This is a genomic window from Rahnella contaminans (genome assembly GCF_011065485.1).
In the GTDB taxonomy this organism is placed as follows: domain Bacteria; phylum Pseudomonadota; class Gammaproteobacteria; order Enterobacterales; family Enterobacteriaceae; genus Rahnella; species Rahnella contaminans.
On sequence record NZ_JAADJS010000001.1, the window covers coordinates 2009290 to 2027646 of the forward strand.

Sequence of the window (18357 nt, forward strand, 5' to 3'; positions counted from 1 at the left end):
CCTACGCACCTCGAAGGCGGGCATTATACAAGAAACCGACAGAATTAGCTGAACTGGCGGATGCGCGCGATAAAGGATTCCACATCACTGATTCGCGACGCTGTCAGAATCAGCCATTTTCCGAGACTCAGCGCGTGTCGCTGGCAGTCAGCACGCATCGCAGCATCTTTAATGGTATCGAGATCGGCTACGTGCGCCAGCCCGATAGTGCGACGGATCAGTTCCGCGCCACAATAACCTACCGCGTCGTGCCAGACTTCCTGCAAGAAAACGTCGGCGTAGCCCGGCTCGGCCAGCGTCGGATCCTGTGATTTTTCACGCGCCAGTTGCAGGAAACGTTCGGAGAAGCTCAGCCACAGTTCGCGCACATCTTTCAGGCGCTGCTCGCGACCGTCGGCGGCTTCACGCACGCCCACCAGCCCTGGCAAACCGCAATAGTTCAGCAACAAATTACCGATAGCCGAGCCCGGATCAAAGCCGACAGGGCCGTAATAACCGAACTCGGCATCAATGGCTTTCAGCTTGCCTTCGGCCACAAAAATCGAACCGCTGTGAATATCGCCGTGCAGCAACGCTTCGGCTTTACTCAGGAAACGGTGCTTGAGCGCCGCCACCGCCAGACGCAGCGGTTTATCGGCACGCAGCGCATCGACTTCCGGCTGCAAAACCGGGTCAAAATTATTCCGTTCGTGATCGACATAAGGATCGGTGAAAAACAGATCTTCGGTGATCTGACACAGTTCAGGGTTAGTGAAACGGGATACTTCGGCTTTTTTGGTCTGCGCGTTCTGGAAAAAATCCGAGGTATGAAACAGCGTCTGCGCCAGGTATTCACCCAGCTGGCTGGCGGCCTGCGGGAAGTATTTTCCCTGCACCAGCTCGCTGCGCCAGATCTGATGATCCGACAAATCTTCCTGCACCATCACCGCCAGTCCGGCGTCGTGATGCAACACCTGCACCGTATGCTGCGGGCAATACTGACCGTGAATAATCAGCGTTTCCGCTTCGATGCGCGCGCGGTCGAGCGTCAGCGGCCAGGATTCCCCGACGCAGCGCACGTACGGCAAAGCCTGTTTCACGATTACGCGGCTTTTGCCCGTGGTATCGCGGATTTTAAAAACCAGATTCAGGTTTCCGTCACCGATTTCATCGGCGGTGACCAGAGATTGCGGATCTGCTACGCCACCGTATTTACGGGCATATTCAACAGCATCTTCGGCGGTAAATGTGTAGTAGCGCGACATCCTGACCTCTCGAAATTTTCTTTTAGCCTTAAAAGTGTTTAGACGTCTATACATCCATAAAACATGTTGGCAGAATAAGTGAACAGATGCAACCGGGCAACAAGGATTTAACCAACAATGCAAAGCCTCACAACCACCAGTTTACGTATCCGCGAAAACCAACTGTGGATCCTCGATCAGCAGGCCCTGCCGCAGCAATCTGACTGGCGCGAATGCCGCGACGTCAGCGAACTGGTGGATCATATCCGCACCCTGCGCGTGCGCGGTGCGCCGCTGATTGGTTTATCCGCCAGCCTGCTGCTGGCGCTGCTGGCCGAACGTGGAATGGCGCAGGATGAATTGCATCATGCGCTGGAAACACTGCGTGCTTCACGCCCGACCGCCGTCAATCTGATGAACAATCTCGACCGGATGAAAGCCGCGTTGCAGCAGCCCGATTTCGTCACCGCGCTGACGGCTGAAGCGCTGCGTCTGGTGGATGAAGACCGCGCGCTGTGCGACAGCATTGCGACGCACGGCGCTACGCTGGTGACACCGGGCAGCCGTTTGCTGACCCACTGCAACACCGGCGGGCTGGCGACAGCTGGCGTCGGCACGGCCATTGGCGTAATCCGCCGTGCGCATGAACAGGGGAATGTCGAACAGGTTTGGGTCGATGAAACGCGCCCGTTATTGCAGGGTGGCCGTCTCACCGCGTGGGAACTGGGCGAACTGGGCATTCCGTATCAGCTGATTTGCGACTCGATGGCCGCCAGCCTGATGGCACAAAAACGCGTTGACGCCGTCTGGGTCGGCGCTGACCGCATCGCAGCGAATGGCGATGTCGCCAACAAGATCGGCACTTACAGCTTGGCGGTTTTGGCGAAATACCACGGCATCCCGTTCTACGTCGCCGCGCCGCACACCACGCACGATCCGCATTGTCCGAACGGCGCTGCGATCCCTATCGAACAACGCGACGCCCAAGAAGTCACCGGCGTTTCCGGCAGTTTTGGTTCCGTGCAGTGGGCTCCGCTTGATGCGAAAGTTTACAATCCGGCGTTTGATGTCACTCCTGCGGAGTTGATCAGCGGATGGGTGCTGGATGTGGGCGTGGTGACGCCAGCGCAGGTGCGCGAAGGGGTCTTCACGGCTTCGTTGGCGGCTGGGCTGAGCCGCGGGCAGCACTAAGGCGGTATTGCGGAAATTTCGGTTTTACATGTGCAAACATGTAGCGCTAAGGCGGTATTGCGGAAATTTCGGTTTTACATGTGCAACATGTAGCACTAAGGCGGTATTGCGGAAATTTCGGTTTTACATGTGCCACATGTAGCGCTAAGGCAGTATTGCGGAAATTTCGATTTTACATGTGCAACATGTAGCGCTAAGGCGGTATTGCGGAAATTTCGGTTTTACATGTTCGGTGATCGCTTAGCGGCTCGTGCCGAAACCGACCAAAGAGGCCCAGGACGGGGCCTCTTTGGAATCTCCGCGTCTTTCTAACTGCGCGCTATCGCTCGCTGGCTATGTTTCAGGGGCCAGCGCTATTGCCGCGAAAACTTGCCGCTGCGCGGTACCCTCACTCGGTTTCGAGCCACAGGTCTCGAAACACTTAGCTCGGCAAGCTTTCTGAAAGCGGCTGGAGGCTTTTTTAAAAGATAAACCATTCTGCTTTTGAATTTAGATAAGCCCCTGGCCGCTTTCAAAACGACGTCGAATGAACGGTGAGAAACAGCGAGAGTCTTTTTTCAAGCAGGTTCGAACCTGAAGTGAGAGTACCGCGCAGCGGCGGCGTTTGCGGCACTAACCGGAGTTGCTGAAACATGGCCAGCGAGCGTAGCGCGTGTTGAAAAAGCGTGGGGAAATCCAAAAGGGGAAAAGCACTTTCCCCTTTTGGTCGGTTTCGGCGCGAGCCGCTAAGCGATCACCGCATATGAAAAACCGAAATTTACGCTAAGCGTCCCTTGAGGCCAGTTTGGGCGGCGCGCCCAAGGTCTTGACCTATCACCTTTGGAGCCTTTCTAAAAGGCTTACTCCCCCATCCTCGGGTACTTATCCGCGATACCGTCGCCTGTAAAATGCGCCACCCAGCCTTCCGGATTATCAAACACGCGGATCGCGGTAAACGACGGAGATCCGCCCATATCAAACCAGTGGCGGGTATTGGCGGGGACAGAAATCAGATCGTTTTTCTCGCACAGGATCTGGAAAATCTTACCGTTCAGATGCAGGCAAAACAGCCCGGCGCCTTCGACGAAGAAACGCACTTCGTCTTCACCGTGAGTATGCTCGGAGAGGAATTTAGTGCGCAGCACGTCGCGCTGTTCGTTATCCGGACGCATGCTGATCACGTCCCAGCTCTGGTAGCCTTTTTCTTCGACCAGTTTGTCGATTTCATGCTGATAGGCGGCGATCACGTCCTGCGGCTGGGGATTTTCGCCTAAATCACGGTCGGCCTGCCAGCGCTCGAAACGTACATCAATTTTGCTCAGCTCTGCGGCGATGGCGTCGCCGTCCCGGCTTTCCCAAACTGGCGCGGAAGGATCCTGGTCACTAAAAATCGTCAATGCACTCATGGTCAACCCTCTTATAAGAATGTTTCTAAGGCTATCTGATCAAAACGATTAACTTGCAGGTGGTCGCTGAGTTCGTCAGCGTCGTCACGGATCAGCTGGCAGGTGTGCCAGCCCGCCAGGCGCGCGGCATCCAGTTCCTGACGGATGTCCGATAAAAACAGTAAATCAGCGGGCGGTAAAATCAGCTGTTCGGCGATGTTCTGATAGGACTCTGTTTCACGCTTGGCACCAACGCGGGTGTCGAAATATCCGCTGAACAGCGGCGTGAGGTCGCCCGCATCGCTGTAGCCGAACAGCAGTTTTTGCGCGTCAACGGAACCGGAAGAATACACGCAAAGCTGCAAACCGTCGGCTTTCCAGGCTTCTAACTGCGGCGCAACATCCGCGTACAAATGCCCGCGGAAATCACCGTTCTCATAACCGGTGCGCCAGATAATACCCTGCAAGACTTTCAGCGACGTCGATTTGACGTCGTTGTCCATGTAGGTAAAAAGTTGCTCAATCAGGGCCTCGACGCTGGCCTGCGGGCGGTCGATTTCGGCTCGCAAAGCGTTCAGCGCAGCCGCCACTTCGGGCTCTTCGTGCTGATGACGCAGAAATTCGGCCAGACGCTGACGGGCATACGGGAATAACACCTGATGCACAAAACGGATATCCGTGGTGGTGCCTTCAATATCAGTGACGATGGCGCGGATCATTTAGCCTCCAGCAGGCGACGTTGCAGTTCACACTGGAATAAAAATTCCAGTCCTTCCAGATGGCGGCGTGCTTCCGCCACATCCCGTCCCCAGCAGGTCAGACCGTGGCCGCGCAGCAAAAAACCATACTGCAACGGCGCGTGTTCCGAGCTGGCAATAATCTTCTGCACCAGCGCTGAGATGTCCTGGCTGTTGTCGAAAATCGGGATCACCACCTGATCGAGGTGCGTCGTCTGGCCGCTCAGCGATTTCTGCATTTCGTAGCCTTCCAGCACCAGCGCGCCGCTGCGTTCCACGCGGGACAAAACGGTCGAATTCACCGAATGTGTATGCAGCACCGCCCCTGTTTCAGGATAGCGGGAATACAGCATGGTGTGCAGGCCGGTTTCAGCGGAAGGACGACGACCGCTGGGTGCCAGTCCGCTTTCCAGTTCAACCAGCAGAAAATCTTCTGCGGTCAGCGATCCTTTGTCTTTTCCTGATTCGGTGATCAGGCAATGAGCATCACCTTCGCGAACAGACATATTCCCGCCTGTCGCCGGGCTCCAGCCCTTCTGACCAATCCAGTGACAGGCCGCCAGCAGCGCGCCCAGTTGCAAATTCTCTGTCATCGTAATCCTGAAAAATCGTGCGTTGAGGGCCTGAGTTCGGAGTGAAAACCGCGATATATAAATAATTGATATGGCCTAGATTGAATTAGCATTTAGCCATCTAAGCGTCTCGATTGCCAAATATTAACATCGTGTTATATTGTGAGCAACATCGCTATCTGTACCGGTCCAGGAGTATTGACCCGCCATGAGCACAGCCGCACTGATCCCCGAAAGTAAGCTTCCTTCCCTCGGCACCACCATTTTTACTCAGATGAGTGCCCTGGCGCAAAAGCACAACGCCATTAACCTGTCTCAGGGTTTCCCTGATTTCGATGGCCCCGAGTATCTGCGCAACCGTCTGGCGTATCACGTCAGTCAGGGCGCGAACCAGTACGCGCCGATGACCGGCACCGCGCCATTGCGTGAAGCGATTGCCGCAAAAACTGAACATATTTACGGCTACGCGCCTGACGCCAATACCGACATCACGATCACCGCCGGCGCCACCGAATCTTTGTACATCGCCATCACCGCGCTGGTGTCGAAAGGTGATGAAGTGATTGCGTTTGACCCGAGCTACGACTGCTACGCGCCTGCGGTAGAACTGGCGGGCGGCGTGATGAAACGCATTCAGCTGCAGCCGCCGGAATTCAAGGTTAACTGGGCGGAATTCGCCGATCAGATAACCGACCGCACGAAACTTGTCATCATCAACACGCCACACAATCCGTCGGCCACGGTCTGGAGCCACAGCGACGTTGAGCAGCTCTGGCAAACCATTGCTGATAAACACATTTTTGTGCTCAGCGACGAAGTATATGAACACATTTGCTTTGCGCCGGAAGGCCATGCCAGCGTGCTGCGCCACCCGCAACTGCGCCAACGTGCGATTGCGGTGTCATCGTTCGGCAAGACTTATCACATGACCGGCTGGCGCGTGGGTTATTGTATCGCCACGGCGATTATCAGCGCAGAACTGCGCAAAGTTCACCAGTATCTGACGTTTTCGATCACCACACCGGTTCAGCTGGCACTGGCGGATATGCTGCGTGAAGCGCCGGAACACTGGCAGGAATTACCGGCATTTTATCAGGCCAAGCGTGACCGTCTGGCGCAAGGGCTGGCGAACAGCCGTCTGAAAGTGTTGCCGAGCCAGGGCACGTATTTCCTGCTGGTGGATTACAGCGAAGTCTCGGATCTGGACGATGTTGCATTCTGCCACTGGCTGACTGAACATGTGGGCGTTGCGGCCATTCCGATGTCGGTATTCTGCGCCGCGCCCTTCCCACATAAACTGATCCGGCTGTGCTTTGCCAAACAGGAAGCCACGCTGGACGCTGCTGCGGAGCGCCTGTGTCAACTTTAAAACTGTGCGTATTGCAACAACCACTGGTGTGGCTGGACGGCGAGGCCAATCTCGCGCATTTCGACGGTCTGCTGGGTTCACTGACCGGCCGCGACCTGATTATTCTGCCGGAAATGTTCACCACCGGTTTCGCCATGCAGGCGCCGGGCAGCGCGCTGCCACAGTCACGCGTGGTGGAATGGCTGCATCAGTGGGCGAAAAAACTCGGTGCAATGATTGGCGGCAGCGTGGCGCTGAGCACGACGGAAGGCGCGGTAAACCGTTTCCTGCTGGTCGAGCCGCAGGGCAAAGTGCATTCCTACGATAAACGCCATCTGTTCCGCATGGCGGGCGAACATAATTATTACGTGCCGGGCAAACGCCGTGAAATCGTCGAATGGCGCGGCTGGCGTATTCTGCCGCAAGTCTGTTACGACCTGCGTTTTCCGGTCTATTCGCGCAATAAACAGGATTACGATCTCGCGCTCTACGTCGCCAACTGGCCTGCGCGCCGCAGCCATCACTGGCAAACGTTACTGACCGCGCGTGCAATTGAAAATCAGGCCTACGTCGCCGGATGCAACCGCGTCGGGGATGACGATAACGGCCATCACTACAGCGGCGACAGCCTGATTATTAATCCGCAGGGCGAAGAGCTGGCGCGCGCCGAGCCAGGCTCAGCGATGATTATCGACGCCGAACTGTCTCTTGAAGCGTTACAGGATTATCGCGAAGCCTTCCCGGCGTGGCGTGATTCCGATACGTTCCTGCTTCACGATTGAAGAAAGCGGCAACGCATAAACATCAGAAAGCCCATCCGCTGTATTTGCAGCGGGTGGGCTTTTAATTATTGATGATGATAAAAAAAATTACGGTTTCGGCAAACCGGCGATCAGTGCGTTGATCAGATCAGAGTTCGTCACCTGCTGCGGATGAACCTGGATCTCCGAACTGTATAACGGTGGCAATTTCTGGCAATAGGCATCCAGATCGGCCTGTGCAATTGTCGGCACACCATACTGGAATGAATTCATATTATCCGGCGGCAAGGCCCCTTCCATGGTGGAACCGTAGGCACCGAGTTCAATCAGGCTGTGCGAAGACTCATCCGGACCATGCGCAAATACAAATGTGCCGTATTTAGGGTGAGCGAGATAAGGCAACACTTCATCGTCACTCAGGCTGCTTCGCAGGTTATAACGCAGCTGCGCATAATTACGGGTGACCAGTAAAAACGCCGTCTGAATCAGCGAGGCTTTTTCGTTACCCGACAAACACATCAGCAGGTTGCCGTAATAATCGAGAAACGCCACGGCATTCCCTGTGCCGCCCTGTGCAATATCCTGATTTGCGGCTGCAATCAGATAAGGTGCCAGCCCTTCATCCGGCTGACCGCGGGATGGCGCGGTGTAGCTAAGCGCGTCCGGATAAAGGGCTTTTAATGCCACCACAACCGGATCACCGGCAGGCAAATCTTTGATATCTTTCAGCTGATCCGGCGTTAAATCTGTGTTGATGCTGGCTTTAACCTGTGTCAGCGTGGCGTCAAAAGCCGTTTCGCACAGTGCTACCGTCTGAACATCCATAACGGCGTCGGCGAAGAAAGCCGGCACCGGCGCTGAACTGGCGTCGCGGGTGAAACAGTTATTCCCGTTAACTGCCGGATAGCTGAAAGTATTTTTTGCCACCTGAGCCAGCTCAGGCGAAAGCGTCGGGAAATCCGCCTGCGTATCCCAGTTAATACCTGAATAAGTATCGAAAGCGGCAGAAATAACGTTAAATCCGCCGGTAATAATCGAACCGGTACACATGCAGCACGGATCCAGCGACGTCACGATGGTAATATCAGATGGTGGCGGCATTTCCTCGCCTGCTTCAATTTGCGCGTAATACCAGTCAATTAACTGACGTTCACCATGAGCCGTCGGATCACTGGTCATATTATTTTTAACCACGTTATTATTAATCGCATTCAGCACATTACCGCTGGCATCGAGCATGACACCGCCGACGCTGAATGTATTCTGGCAATAGGCCACCAGCGCCTGTTCTGCCGCAGCAGTGGCCGCCGCTTCGACGGTCACATACGTTTCGCCCGCTTTAACCGCTGTGGCTTTTAATGAATCACAGTTGCAATTACACATATTAATTCCTTCCGTTAGATTAAGTGTATTGATTAAGATTCAGTAATTCGCGAAACGTGATTTTATAAACACGCCGGAATTAAAGAGACTGCATCGTGACAAATTCATCTGTATTAAAGAAACGGAAGGTGTTGTGCCAGCGATGGCACCGGGTTTATTTTATAAATCTGAATATATTCAGAGAGGAATTAATTTTGTTATAATTTTGATGAATATACATTTCACAATACCGCCCTGAATTATATATTTCAGGGCGGATATTTAATTAGCGATTCAGGTAATTAAATAAAACCGGACTTAAACCTGCCCGATAAAATCAAACTTGCCGATATTCACGCCCAGATGGCGCAGAATGTTGTAGGCGGTGGTGACGTGGAAGTAGAAGTTCGGTACCGCAAATGTGGTGACGTAGCTGTGCGCGGTGAATTTCAGTTCATGATTTTTACCTTTCACCACGATCTCACGGGATTCATCGCCTTCCAGTTTCGCGACATCCACGCTTTCGATAAAACGCAGGGTTTTGGCAATACGTTCCTGCAACTGGGCAAACGTCACTTCATTGTCTTCCATCGCCGGTGCTGCCACACCGGACAGACGGGCGATCGCGCCTTTTGACATATCGCTGGTGATTTGCACCTGACGCGCCAGCGGATACATATCATCGGCAAGACGGGTATTCAGCACTTCTTCTTCCGATTTTCCGTTTTCCTTTGCCCATGCCGCGCCCTTCTCCAGCAATGCTGAAAGATTCTTTAAACCACGAACAAACTGTGCCGCCGTACTGCCATACAGAGATGCTGACATGATGCTTCCTTAATGAATGGGGTTAGAACAACCGGCGATACATTAGCGCGTTATGGTCTAAACAGCGTGGCGTTTTGTAGTAGTCCGTGGCGGCTTAAATTCGCATTTGCGACTTACCGCGCCCTTTTTGTCAAAGCATGTAAACGCAGGCCGGGGTGGATCGCTTCTTGCATTCAATACTCCCGCAAAAAACATCTGACAGAGGATACCTGATGACCATCACCTTTATTGCACACTCCACGCCCGAACCTGCGTTGTACGGCGCGATGGCAGCGATACTTGCTGAATTACGCGCTTTGCCGCTGTGTCACTTTCCCGTCAGTCATGATGCACAACGTTATCCGAATGCCCGTCAGCACGTCACGGCGCAGGGGCACGCACTGACCAGCGGGCTGGTCTGGCTGGAGCGCCTGACCGGGCGCGGTGCGGGTGAAGAGTCTGGTCTGGAATCACTGATTTATCGGGCACTTAAGGAGGATGTCGTGGTGCCGCTGCGCGAACCGTTATCCCCGGCGGTGGCCGCCGAAATCGCCGGACACGGCATCGGCGTTGAGTCATTAAACGTGGTCCGCAATCAGGATAAATTTCAACTCGAAGACTGCGATACCGGTAAAATTCGCAGTAACGGCTGGGGACGCGATGCGTTTGGCCGCTGGGCGCTCGGCTCGGTTTCACAGCCGGTAATGCGCGCCGGAAAGACCCTGCGCGTGGCGATAGTTGGCGATTTTTGTGAGCAGCGCGACAGCTATCCGGCGATGCTCGCTGCACTGGGAGACGCCGCCGATGCACTGGCAATGAACATTGACGTAGTTTATGTGACAGCGGGGTTAATGGGCAGCCAGCTCGACTGCACGCTTTTCGACGTCGATGGCATTATTTTACCGGGGGCAACATTAACGCCGGGCGATCACCAGGCCAGCCCGCTGGCGACCGCCCGCTGGGCACTGGATAACGCAACGCCGGTACTGGGCATCAATCAGGGTATGCATCAGATGGTGACGGCGCTGGGTCAGAAAACACTCGGGCAGGACAGCGTGGTGATGCACGGCCCGTCCATGCTGGGCAGTTTGCAAACCGGGCTGCCGCTCGCCGAGCACGCGCAGCCGCGTCTGGGAAATCATCCGGTCGTCACCCGCAGCGGCAGTCTGCTGGCGAATAAAATGGGTGAGGAATTTACGCTGCGTTACAACCAGCGCCGCTATCTGAATCCGCATTTACTGGCGGAACTGGAAAGTTCGGGATTACTGATTTCAGGTTATGACGAAAGCGGGCTACAGGCGCAGGCGGTGGAACTCAATAATCATCCGTTCTTTATGGGTGTTCAGGGACAACCGGAACTGATGTCGCGCCGCGAGCGCCCGAATCCGTTGCTGATGGCGTTCCTGCAACAGGTGCGCCAGGGCAATCGTGACCGGGATGTCAGCCACGCGGCGCTGACCCAAAGCGTGCGGTTAAAGCATCCGCACCTGCTGATGGGCTGAATAACACAAAGATCTAACTGCCGCGATACGTTGAATAAGAATACGGACTGATCAGCAGCGGCAGATGGTAATGATCCTGCTCACCGTCGATCATCACATCAACGATCGCCGTGTGGTAAAGCGTCTCGCGACCTGTTGCTTTAAAATAGGCGCCGATATCAGCACACAAACGGTAATGCCCGGACGCCACCGGTTCCGGCGTTAATTTCGCGGCGCGCCCGTCGGCGTCGGTTTGGGTTTCGCTGATACGCGTGATTTTCTGCCCGTCGAGGCTTTCCAGCCAGACGCGCACGTCAGCCGCGGGCTGGCCCAGAGACGTATCAAGAATATGTGTGGTAATGCGGGTCATGGCTGGAATATCTCCTTTAAACGCAGCAGGGTAATTTCTTTGAGTTGTTGCGCCGTTTCGTGATCTTCTGCATCCGGCGAATTCTTCAGACGTCTTTGCAAGTTATCAAGAATTTCTTCTGAACTGCGCCCTCTGGCACGGATCAGAAATACCCGCCCGAAGCGCTGTTCGTAACGCTGATTGCCGTCATACAGCGCATCAATAACAGACTGCTGGCTGATATCGAGTGTGGCCTGTTCGCCACGGGAAAGCTGCGCTTCTTTACCGTTGCCGTTCGCCCGTTCGCCGATACGCGGATGCGCTGACAGTGCCTGAGCAATATCTTCAGGCCGCCAGTTTTCGCAGGCGGATCCGGCAGCTTGCAGCACGTCTTCCACAGATGAATAAGGCCGCCCGTCGCTGACCGTTTTCGCCCAGGCAGGAATATTCACCAGCGGGCGTAACAGCGCCACGGCTTCAAATTCAGACAGCGCATTAAATTCCTCAGGCGTCACAGATGGCCTCCGTCGAAACTCAGCACCGTATTGATATACGCCTGCACCGCGTAAGCCACATCGCCGGTAGTAACAGATTCATCAGGATGATGGCTGATGCCGTCTTTGCAGCGCACAAACAGCATGCCGACTGGCCAGCATCCGGCGATAGCAATCGCGTCGTGCCCGGCGCCGCTTGGCAGCGACATCACCTGCCCCTGTAAATGCAAAACGCTCTGGCTCAGGCGGTGCTGCAAACTTTCGTCGCACTCTGTCGCGCTGATGCCGTAAAACTGTTCGGCGGTAAACGTCAGCCCGCGCCGTGTGGCGATATCCCGGCCTTTCGTCAGCAGCGTTTCCAGCAGCGCAGAGAGATCATCATCGCGCGGACCGCGCACATCCAAAGACAGTTTCACCTGCCCCGGAATGACGTTCACCGCGCCCGGCAGGCATTCCAGTGTGCCTACTGTCGCCACCAGATTGCGGCCTGTGGCCGTGGTGATGTTTTCAATCGCCAGCGTCCATTCCGCGGCGGCGGTCAGGGCGTCCTGACGTTGTCCCATCGGCACGGTTCCGGCATGACCGGCGTGACCGGTAAATTCGCAATTAAGACGTCGCGCACCGTTAATCGCCGTCACCACACCCAGTGGTACGTTTGCCGATTGCAGGCACGGCCCCTGCTCGATGTGCAATTCCAGATACGCGCAGAAATCGCTGACCGTACGCTGTGACGCGCCGATTTTCAGCGGGTCCAGCCCGGCATTCTGCATGGCCTGCGCCACCGAAATACCCTGCGCGTCCTCACGCTCCAGCCAGTCAGCGGGCCATGTGCCGGTCAGCCCGCGACTGCCCAGCAGCGTGATGCCAAAGCGCGTGCCTTCTTCGTCGCAGAAGCCGACAACTTCCACCGCCATCGGCAAACGGATGGCGTTCTGATGCAAATGTGCCACAACTTCCAGCGCCGTCAGCACGCCGAGCGGACCGTCATATTTTCCCGCATTACGCACGCTGTCGAGATGCGAACCGAGCAGGATGGCTGGCTCCGACGGATCACGCCCTTCATAACGTCCGCAAATATTACCCACGCTGTCCTGCCAGACGCGCATACCGGCCGCTTCCATCCACTCGCCCACCAGACGGTTGGCCTGTAAATGTTCGGCGGAAAGATAGACGCGGGTCAGCTGTCCCGGTGTTTCGCTGATGGCGGCGAGTGCGTCGCAGCGCGCCATCACCCGCTCAGCAGCCAGTTTGGCGCTTTCGGAAACCGCAGCCAGCGTAAAGGCTTCTGCCATTACTGACCTCCTGCGTAATGATCCCAGGCAGCCTGCGCCCCTGCGCCGTATTTCGACGCAAAGCCCAGACGATTAAGCACGGCTTCCAGCGCCACCAGCGTTTGCAACACACAGTCTTTACGCGCGTTATAACCCATGGTGCCGATACGCCAGATTTTCCCGGCCAGCGGACCAAATGACGTGCCGATTTCAATGCTGAAATCGTTAAGCATCATCTGGCGCACCTGTTCGCCGTGGATGCCCTGCGGAATAACCACGCCGAGCACGTTGTTCATGCGGTTGTTAAGGTCACCGAACACTTCCAGCCCCATCCCCTGAATCCCCGCCAGCAGCGCGCCGCCGTGCAGTTTGTGGCGGGCGATGCCGTTATCAAGCCCTTCTTCCAGAATGATGCGCGCGCACTCGCGGGCGGCAAACAGCATGCTGGTGGCTTCGGTATGGTGATTCAGACGCTCCGGGCCCCAGTAATCCATGATCATGCCCAGATCGAAATAGTTGGAGTAGATCATCTCTTCATCGCCGTCGGCGTGATCGGCGGTGCGGATCCCTTCTTCGACACATTTACGGCGGCGGATTTGTTCTTCAAAGCGCGGACTGATGGTGACCGGCGAGCTGCCGGACGGGCCGCCGAGGCATTTCTGCAAACCGGCAGACACCGCGTCTAAACCCCACGCGTCGGTTTCCAGCGGGTTACCGCCAAACGACGCCGTCGCATCGGAGTAGAACAGTACGCCGTGACGGCGGCAGATTTCACCCAGTTGTTCCAGCGGCTGGAGCATGGTGGTAGACGTGTCGCCCTGCACGGTCAGCAGCCAGCGCGGTTTTACTGATTTAATCGCATCTTCGATTTGCTGCGGGTCAAACACTTCCCCCCAGGGCGCTTCAATCGTATGTACTTCGGCGCGGCACCGGCGAGCGATTTCACACAGCAGATGTCCGAAACGGCCAAACACCGGCACCAGCACTTTGTCGCCCGGACGAATACCGGAAAGCAGCACGGCTTCGATACCGGCGCGTGAAGTGCCGTCGATCAGTAAGGTCCACGGGTTTTCGGTTTTATACAGCGCGCGGTACAGCGCCATCACTTCGTTCATGTAGCCGGTCATCACCGGGTCATATTGCCCGACCAGCTGGCTCGCCATCGCCCGCAGCACGCGCGGATCGGCGTTGATTGGCCCCGGCCCCATCAGCAGACGGGTTGGCGGGTTGATTTGTCCGGGAGAGATGAAATCTGACATAGTTAATCCTTTACACTGTTAGCTTGCAGCAGCCTCATTCAGGCCGCGTACGGAGGCGATAAACTGTCTTAACTCGGGAGTTTGCGGATTAGCAAACAGCGCGCGGCTTTCGCCCTGTTCCCACACGGTGCCCTGATGCATAAACACCACGCGGTCGCCCACTTCACGGGCAAAATTCATTTCATGCGTCACCAGCACCAGCGTCATGCCTTCTTTCGCCAGTTGCTCGAGCACTTTCAATACTTCGCCGACTAATTCCGGATCCAGTGCGGAAGTGATTTCATCACACAGCAGCACTTTCGGGTTCATCGCCAGTGCGCGTGCAATGGCCACGCGTTGCTGCTGGCCGCCGGAAAGATTCGACGGGTAATAATCCATACGATCTGCCAGTCCGACTTTCGCCAGCATCTGCGCGGCCAGTTCCCGGCATTCGGCGGCGGACTTTTTCAGCACGCGGCGCGGCGCCAGCATGACGTTTTCCAGCGCAGTCATATGCGGGAACAGATTAAAGCTCTGGAACACCATGCCGACGGAACGGCTGATATCGCGCGCCTGAGAATCGCGGTCGGTGATGGTCATTCCGCCCAGTTTGATACTGCCTTCCTGATAGCCTTCCAGCCCGTTCATGCAGCGCAACAGCGTGCTTTTCCCTGAACCGCTGCGGCCGATAATCGAAATCACTTCGCCGCTGTCGATATCCAGATCCACGCCTTTCAGCACGTGGTTCTGACCGTAAAACTTCTGAACCTGATTGATGGTGATCAGTGGCATTACTGTTTCTCTCCACGCAATGATTTTTCTAAATGCTGGCTGTAACGCGACAGCGGATAGCACATCAGGAAGTAGCCCAGCGCCACTAATCCGAACACTTTGAACGGCTCATACGTCACGTTGTTGAGCATGGTTCCGGCTTTGGTCAGCTCGACAAAACCGATAATTGAGGCCAGCGCGGTGCCTTTCACCACCTGCACGGAAAACCCGACGGTTGGCGCGATGGCAATCCGCAGCGCCTGCGGGGTGATAACACGCCATAACGTTTGGCCGAAATTCAGACCCAGACAGCGCGACGCTTCCCACTGGCCTTTCGGTAACGCGGCAATACTGCCACTCCAGATATCCACCAGATAGGCGCTGGTGTAGAGCGTGAGCGCCAGCGCGGCGGCCGTCCACGGGCTGACGTTGATACCAAACAGGCCAAGCCCGAAAAACGCCAGGAACAACTGCATCAGCAGCGGCGTACCCTGAAACAATTCGGAATAAAGACGCACAAAACGCGTCGGCCAGCGGCGTTTAGTCAGGCGCAGCAACAGCAGCGGCAAGGTCACCAGCGTACCGCCAATAAATGCGGTCAGCGACAGCAGCAAGGTCCAGCGGGCCGCCAGCAGGAGATTGCGCACAATGTCCCAGTCGGTGAAAGTCATCATCAGTTTTCACTCCCAAAGACCCGGCGTCCGGCCAGCAGCAACAGCTGACGCATCGCAACCGATAACAACAAATAAAATAACGTGGTGACCAGATACACTTCAAAACTGAGGAAAGTGCGCGACTGAATTAAGTTCGCCGCAAACGTCAGTTCTTCATAGGACACCTGCGATACCACGGAAGATCCGAGCATCACGATAATGCACTGGCTGACCAGCGACGGATAAATACGTTTCAGCGACGGTGGCAGCACGATGCGCAGGAATGTCTGGCTGCGGGTTAATCCCAGCACGCGTCCGGCTTCCCACTGGCCTTTCGGCGTCACCTGAATACCGGCGCGGATAATTTCGGTGCTGTAAGCCCCGAGGTTAATCAGCATCGCCAGCAACGCCGCTTCACCTGCGGTCATCTTCAGGCCGATGGCAGGCAGGCCAAAGACGATGAAAAATAACTGCACAACAAACGGCGTATTACGGATGGCTTCGACATACATGCCCCAGACGGTCCGCAGAATTTTATGGTTGCCGCAGCGGATGGCTGCGCCGCAAATTCCTATTGCGACACCGCCAACCGTCGCCAGTACCGTCAGCTCAATGGTGGTCCATAATCCGGCCAGCAGTTCCGGCATGTAAGGCCACAGCGCGCTAAAGTTAAGCTGATAGGTCATGAATGATCTCCGTCAAAACCCTGATCACGCGCCGATGGAAGCCGGCAGCGGTGCCTTCATCCATTTTTCAGACAGCGTATTCAGCGTCTTATCTTTAATGCCTTCGGCGATCAGTTCATTCACTTTGTCTTTCAGCGCCGTTTCGTCTTTACGCAGCCCGACGTAGCACGGCGAATCTTTCAGCATGACTTTCGATACCGGAGCTTTGGCCGGATTCATACGGGCCACCGCCGCCACCACCAGATTACCCGTCGCGATGTATTCCACCTGACCGGACAGGTATGCCGACAGCGTAGTATTGTTGTCTTCGTAACGCTGTATTTTGGCATCTTTTGGTGCCACATCGGTCAGCGCCAGATCTTCCACCGCCCCGCGGGTCACGCCGATGGTTTTACCGGACAGTTCTTTCAGATCCGCCAGTTTGTCCCCCTGCGCGCCAAACACGCCGAGGAAAAACGGTGCGTAAGCGTTGCTGAAGTCGATCACTTTTTCGCGCTCAGCATTTTTGCCGAGACTGGAAATGACCAGATCGACTTTATCCGTTTGCAGATAAGGCACGCGGTTGGCGCTGGTGACCGGCACCAGTTGCAACTTAAGTTTCATCTTATCGGCCAGATAATGCGCCATGTCGATGTCATAACCTTCCGGCTGCAAATCCTTGCTTACCGAACCAAACGGCGGGAAATCCTGCGGTACGGCCACGCGCAGCACGCCGCGCTTCTGAATATCCTGCAACTGATCGGCCATCACGCCGGATGCCTGAAGCACCAGCATTGCCGCACCTGCCCAAGCCAACAGCCGTTTATTCATGTTCATAGATTATCTCCGGTGAAAAGTTTTTGGAACGATAGATTCTTATATTTAAAACTTTGCAACGAATGTGCCAAAAGCAACGCCGCAGAAAAAATGTGCGCAAAGTCACGGTATGACAAGGGATTATAAAAATGCTCGCGGGATCAGAAGTGGTTTTTTTGCCCTGAATCAGGGCAAAAAATGGGAGTCTATGAAAACACATACGCACTAAAATTGTGCGAAAGCACCAGAAAAGCGCTCAGTTTGTTCTGTAAACGGGAATCAGCGCTGCTCCAGCTCATCCAGCGCGTTATACATATCGCTTATCTGATGAATACGCTGACGGCCTGACGCGAGCATATCGTGCAACAACGCATTGCTGAGTAAATTCGCCAGACTCATGGCAGAAGAGTAGCTGTCAAACGCCGAAACGCTGTCGAGCGGCGCGGCCAGATGCCAGGTGGCGAGCGGGGTCAGCGTCTGCGCCTGAGGCTCGCAAATCAGCAGCACCGGTACGCCAGCTGACTGTAACTGCGTCAGTATTTCCTTCGCCATGCGCGGCCTGCGGCGGAAGGCCACGAAAATCACCACGTCCTGCGCGGTGAGATCCACCAGTTCTTCCGCCAGCGTCTGCCCCGGTTGCGGCATCATCAGTACTCCTGCCCGCACCTGAATCAGTTGCTGGCGCAGATGCAATGCCACCGGATAACTGTTGCGAAAGCCCAGCAGGCGCACCTGTCGCGCCTGACTCAGCGCTGAAATCAGCGCACCAAACTGAGCGCTATCAATCTGGTTAATCCACTGCGTAAGATTCGCCATTTCCTGCTTATAGTGCCGTGATAACAAGGTGTTACCTTGCACCGCGTCACGGCTGTCGGTCAGCGGCATTCCGCTCTGGCGCAGGGTGCGCATTTCATCGCGCATATCACGATAGCTCGGGTAACCGAGACGTTTGAACAGGCGGCTGACCGTGGCTTTCGACACGCCGCTGAGCCGCGCCAGCTCTGCGCTGTTGTAACTCATCAGGTCGTCGATGCTGGCAAAAATAAAGTCGGCCACCCGCTGTTCCTGCGGTGTCAGCTCTGCGTAATGGTCACGCAGACGCTCATCAATCTGTTTCATCTCTGGCCCTTTTGTAACCAATGTTTCATCGGAACATACCATGCACTATGCTTGCCAGTGCAATAGAAATTAGCGTGAAAAACGCAAGACTCTGCCGATGTGGAACACCTCTTGCTTAATTCTATCCCTACGCGCCCA

Annotated in this window: 19 protein-coding genes; 4 read left to right on the forward strand and 15 right to left on the reverse strand. The window is 55.5% G+C overall.

Annotated elements, in window-relative coordinates; genetic code table 11:
- Positions 1-44: 44 nt before the first annotated feature.
- Positions 45-1244 (reverse strand): S-methyl-5-thioribose kinase, encoded by a 1200-nt coding sequence (gene mtnK, locus GW579_RS08910; RefSeq protein WP_152324653.1) that lies wholly within the window; start codon positions 1242-1244, stop codon positions 45-47.
- 117 nt (positions 1245-1361) lie between these two features.
- Here mtnK and mtnA point away from each other — a divergent pair, with 117 nt between their 5' ends.
- The gene (gene mtnA, locus GW579_RS08915; RefSeq protein WP_165058584.1) at positions 1362-2414 is read left to right on the forward strand and encodes an S-methyl-5-thioribose-1-phosphate isomerase; all 1053 of its coding nucleotides are present in this window, start codon (positions 1362-1364) and stop codon (positions 2412-2414) included.
- A gap of 839 nt (positions 2415-3253) precedes the next feature.
- On the opposite strand, the gene GW579_RS08920 is transcribed toward mtnA, so the two are convergent.
- The 3 genes from GW579_RS08920 to GW579_RS08930 are packed head-to-tail and all read right to left on the reverse strand — an operon-like array spanning position 3254 to position 5108.
- Entirely contained in the window at positions 3254-3799 is a 546-nt protein-coding gene (locus tag GW579_RS08920; protein ID WP_152324655.1) for a 1,2-dihydroxy-3-keto-5-methylthiopentene dioxygenase, read from the reverse strand.
- An 11-nt stretch (positions 3800-3810) separates the two neighbouring features.
- Complete coding sequence (mtnC, locus tag GW579_RS08925; RefSeq protein ID WP_152324656.1) at positions 3811-4497, reverse strand: acireductone synthase; 687 nt, start codon at positions 4495-4497, stop codon at positions 3811-3813.
- A complete protein-coding gene (locus tag GW579_RS08930; RefSeq protein WP_165058586.1) occupies positions 4494-5108 on the reverse strand; it encodes a methylthioribulose 1-phosphate dehydratase in 615 nt (204 codons plus the stop codon). Before GW579_RS08930 ends, mtnC begins: the two co-directional genes overlap by 4 nt.
- Before the next feature lie 187 nt (positions 5109-5295).
- On the opposite strand from GW579_RS08930, the gene GW579_RS08935 reads away from it, so the two are divergent.
- Together GW579_RS08935 and GW579_RS08940 are read left to right on the forward strand one after the other, a co-directional pair.
- Positions 5296-6456, forward strand: a complete 1161-nt coding sequence (locus GW579_RS08935) for a pyridoxal phosphate-dependent aminotransferase (protein ID WP_165058588.1) — start codon at positions 5296-5298, stop codon at positions 6454-6456.
- Positions 6444-7217 (forward strand): amidohydrolase, encoded by a 774-nt coding sequence (locus GW579_RS08940; RefSeq protein ID WP_152324659.1) that lies wholly within the window; start codon positions 6444-6446, stop codon positions 7215-7217. Before GW579_RS08935 ends, GW579_RS08940 begins: the two co-directional genes overlap by 13 nt.
- A gap of 87 nt (positions 7218-7304) precedes the next feature.
- On the opposite strand, the gene GW579_RS08945 is transcribed toward GW579_RS08940, so the two are convergent.
- Positions 7305-8579, reverse strand: a complete 1275-nt coding sequence (locus GW579_RS08945) for a nucleoside deaminase (protein ID WP_165058590.1) — start codon at positions 8577-8579, stop codon at positions 7305-7307.
- Positions 8580-8876: 297 nt separating this feature from the next.
- Positions 8877-9383, reverse strand: a complete 507-nt coding sequence (locus GW579_RS08950; RefSeq protein WP_165058592.1) for a DUF1993 domain-containing protein — start codon at positions 9381-9383, stop codon at positions 8877-8879.
- A 212-nt stretch (positions 9384-9595) separates the two neighbouring features.
- Between GW579_RS08950 and GW579_RS08955 the strand changes: the two genes are divergently transcribed.
- A complete protein-coding gene (locus GW579_RS08955) occupies positions 9596-10864 on the forward strand; it encodes a glutamine amidotransferase-related protein (protein ID WP_165058594.1) in 1269 nt (422 codons plus the stop codon).
- A 13-nt stretch (positions 10865-10877) separates the two neighbouring features.
- On the opposite strand, the gene uraH is transcribed toward GW579_RS08955, so the two are convergent.
- From uraH to GW579_RS09000, 9 genes are all read right to left on the reverse strand, one after another.
- Positions 10878-11213 carry a hydroxyisourate hydrolase gene (gene uraH / locus GW579_RS08960; RefSeq protein ID WP_165058596.1) on the reverse strand — a complete coding sequence of 112 codons (336 nt, stop codon included), beginning with the start codon at positions 11211-11213 and terminating at the stop codon, positions 10878-10880.
- Complete coding sequence (gene uraD, locus GW579_RS08965; protein ID WP_152324664.1) at positions 11210-11707, reverse strand: 2-oxo-4-hydroxy-4-carboxy-5-ureidoimidazoline decarboxylase; 498 nt, start codon at positions 11705-11707, stop codon at positions 11210-11212. Before uraD ends, uraH begins: the two co-directional genes overlap by 4 nt.
- The gene (gene hpxK, locus GW579_RS08970) at positions 11704-12978 is read right to left on the reverse strand and encodes an allantoate amidohydrolase (protein ID WP_165058598.1); all 1275 of its coding nucleotides are present in this window, start codon (positions 12976-12978) and stop codon (positions 11704-11706) included. Before hpxK ends, uraD begins: the two co-directional genes overlap by 4 nt.
- Complete coding sequence (locus tag GW579_RS08975) at positions 12978-14216, reverse strand: pyridoxal-phosphate-dependent aminotransferase family protein (protein ID WP_165058600.1); 1239 nt, start codon at positions 14214-14216, stop codon at positions 12978-12980. The genes hpxK and GW579_RS08975 overlap by 1 nt, the downstream gene beginning before the upstream one ends.
- An 18-nt stretch (positions 14217-14234) precedes the next feature.
- Complete coding sequence (locus GW579_RS08980) at positions 14235-14987, reverse strand: amino acid ABC transporter ATP-binding protein (RefSeq protein ID WP_095923152.1); 753 nt, start codon at positions 14985-14987, stop codon at positions 14235-14237.
- Positions 14987-15637 (reverse strand): amino acid ABC transporter permease, encoded by a 651-nt coding sequence (locus GW579_RS08985; RefSeq protein ID WP_191996181.1) that lies wholly within the window; start codon positions 15635-15637, stop codon positions 14987-14989. Before GW579_RS08985 ends, GW579_RS08980 begins: the two co-directional genes overlap by 1 nt.
- 2 nt (positions 15638-15639) lie before the next feature.
- Positions 15640-16305: an amino acid ABC transporter permease gene (locus GW579_RS08990; protein ID WP_165058604.1), complete on the reverse strand. Its 666-nt coding sequence runs from the start codon at positions 16303-16305 to the stop codon at positions 15640-15642.
- A gap of 24 nt (positions 16306-16329) precedes the next feature.
- Complete coding sequence (locus GW579_RS08995) at positions 16330-17121, reverse strand: transporter substrate-binding domain-containing protein (protein ID WP_165058606.1); 792 nt, start codon at positions 17119-17121, stop codon at positions 16330-16332.
- Between the two features lie 258 nt (positions 17122-17379).
- Positions 17380-18219, reverse strand: coding sequence for a MurR/RpiR family transcriptional regulator (locus GW579_RS09000; protein ID WP_165058608.1), 840 nt, complete (start codon positions 18217-18219; stop codon positions 17380-17382).
- Positions 18220-18357: the final 138 nt, after the last annotated feature.

What these genes read in the sequence shown, in the direction of transcription:
- mtnK (WP_152324653.1), bottom strand. Translation starts at nt 1,244, where the DNA reads ATGTCGCGCTACTACACATTTACCGCCGAAGATGCTGTTGAATATGCC.
- mtnA (WP_165058584.1), top strand. Translation starts at nt 1,362, where the DNA reads ATGCAAAGCCTCACAACCACCAGTTTACGTATCCGCGAAAACCAACTG.
- GW579_RS08920 (WP_152324655.1), bottom strand. Translation starts at nt 3,799, where the DNA reads ATGAGTGCATTGACGATTTTTAGTGACCAGGATCCTTCCGCGCCAGTT.
- mtnC (WP_152324656.1), bottom strand. Translation starts at nt 4,497, where the DNA reads ATGATCCGCGCCATCGTCACTGATATTGAAGGCACCACCACGGATATC.
- GW579_RS08930 (WP_165058586.1), bottom strand. Translation starts at nt 5,108, where the DNA reads ATGACAGAGAATTTGCAACTGGGCGCGCTGCTGGCGGCCTGTCACTGG.
- GW579_RS08935 (WP_165058588.1), top strand. Translation starts at nt 5,296, where the DNA reads ATGAGCACAGCCGCACTGATCCCCGAAAGTAAGCTTCCTTCCCTCGGC.
- GW579_RS08945 (WP_165058590.1), bottom strand. Translation starts at nt 8,579, where the DNA reads ATGTGTAATTGCAACTGTGATTCATTAAAAGCCACAGCGGTTAAAGCG.
- GW579_RS08950 (WP_165058592.1), bottom strand. Translation starts at nt 9,383, where the DNA reads ATGTCAGCATCTCTGTATGGCAGTACGGCGGCACAGTTTGTTCGTGGT.
- GW579_RS08955 (WP_165058594.1), top strand. Translation starts at nt 9,596, where the DNA reads ATGACCATCACCTTTATTGCACACTCCACGCCCGAACCTGCGTTGTAC.
- uraH (WP_165058596.1), bottom strand. Translation starts at nt 11,213, where the DNA reads ATGACCCGCATTACCACACATATTCTTGATACGTCTCTGGGCCAGCCC.
- hpxK (WP_165058598.1), bottom strand. Translation starts at nt 12,978, where the DNA reads ATGGCAGAAGCCTTTACGCTGGCTGCGGTTTCCGAAAGCGCCAAACTG.
- GW579_RS08975 (WP_165058600.1), bottom strand. Translation starts at nt 14,216, where the DNA reads ATGTCAGATTTCATCTCTCCCGGACAAATCAACCCGCCAACCCGTCTG.
- GW579_RS08980 (WP_095923152.1), bottom strand. Translation starts at nt 14,987, where the DNA reads ATGCCACTGATCACCATCAATCAGGTTCAGAAGTTTTACGGTCAGAAC.
- GW579_RS08985 (WP_191996181.1), bottom strand. Translation starts at nt 15,637, where the DNA reads ATGACTTTCACCGACTGGGACATTGTGCGCAATCTCCTGCTGGCGGCC.
- GW579_RS08990 (WP_165058604.1), bottom strand. Translation starts at nt 16,305, where the DNA reads ATGACCTATCAGCTTAACTTTAGCGCGCTGTGGCCTTACATGCCGGAA.
- GW579_RS08995 (WP_165058606.1), bottom strand. Translation starts at nt 17,121, where the DNA reads ATGAACATGAATAAACGGCTGTTGGCTTGGGCAGGTGCGGCAATGCTG.
- GW579_RS09000 (WP_165058608.1), bottom strand. Translation starts at nt 18,219, where the DNA reads ATGAAACAGATTGATGAGCGTCTGCGTGACCATTACGCAGAGCTGACA.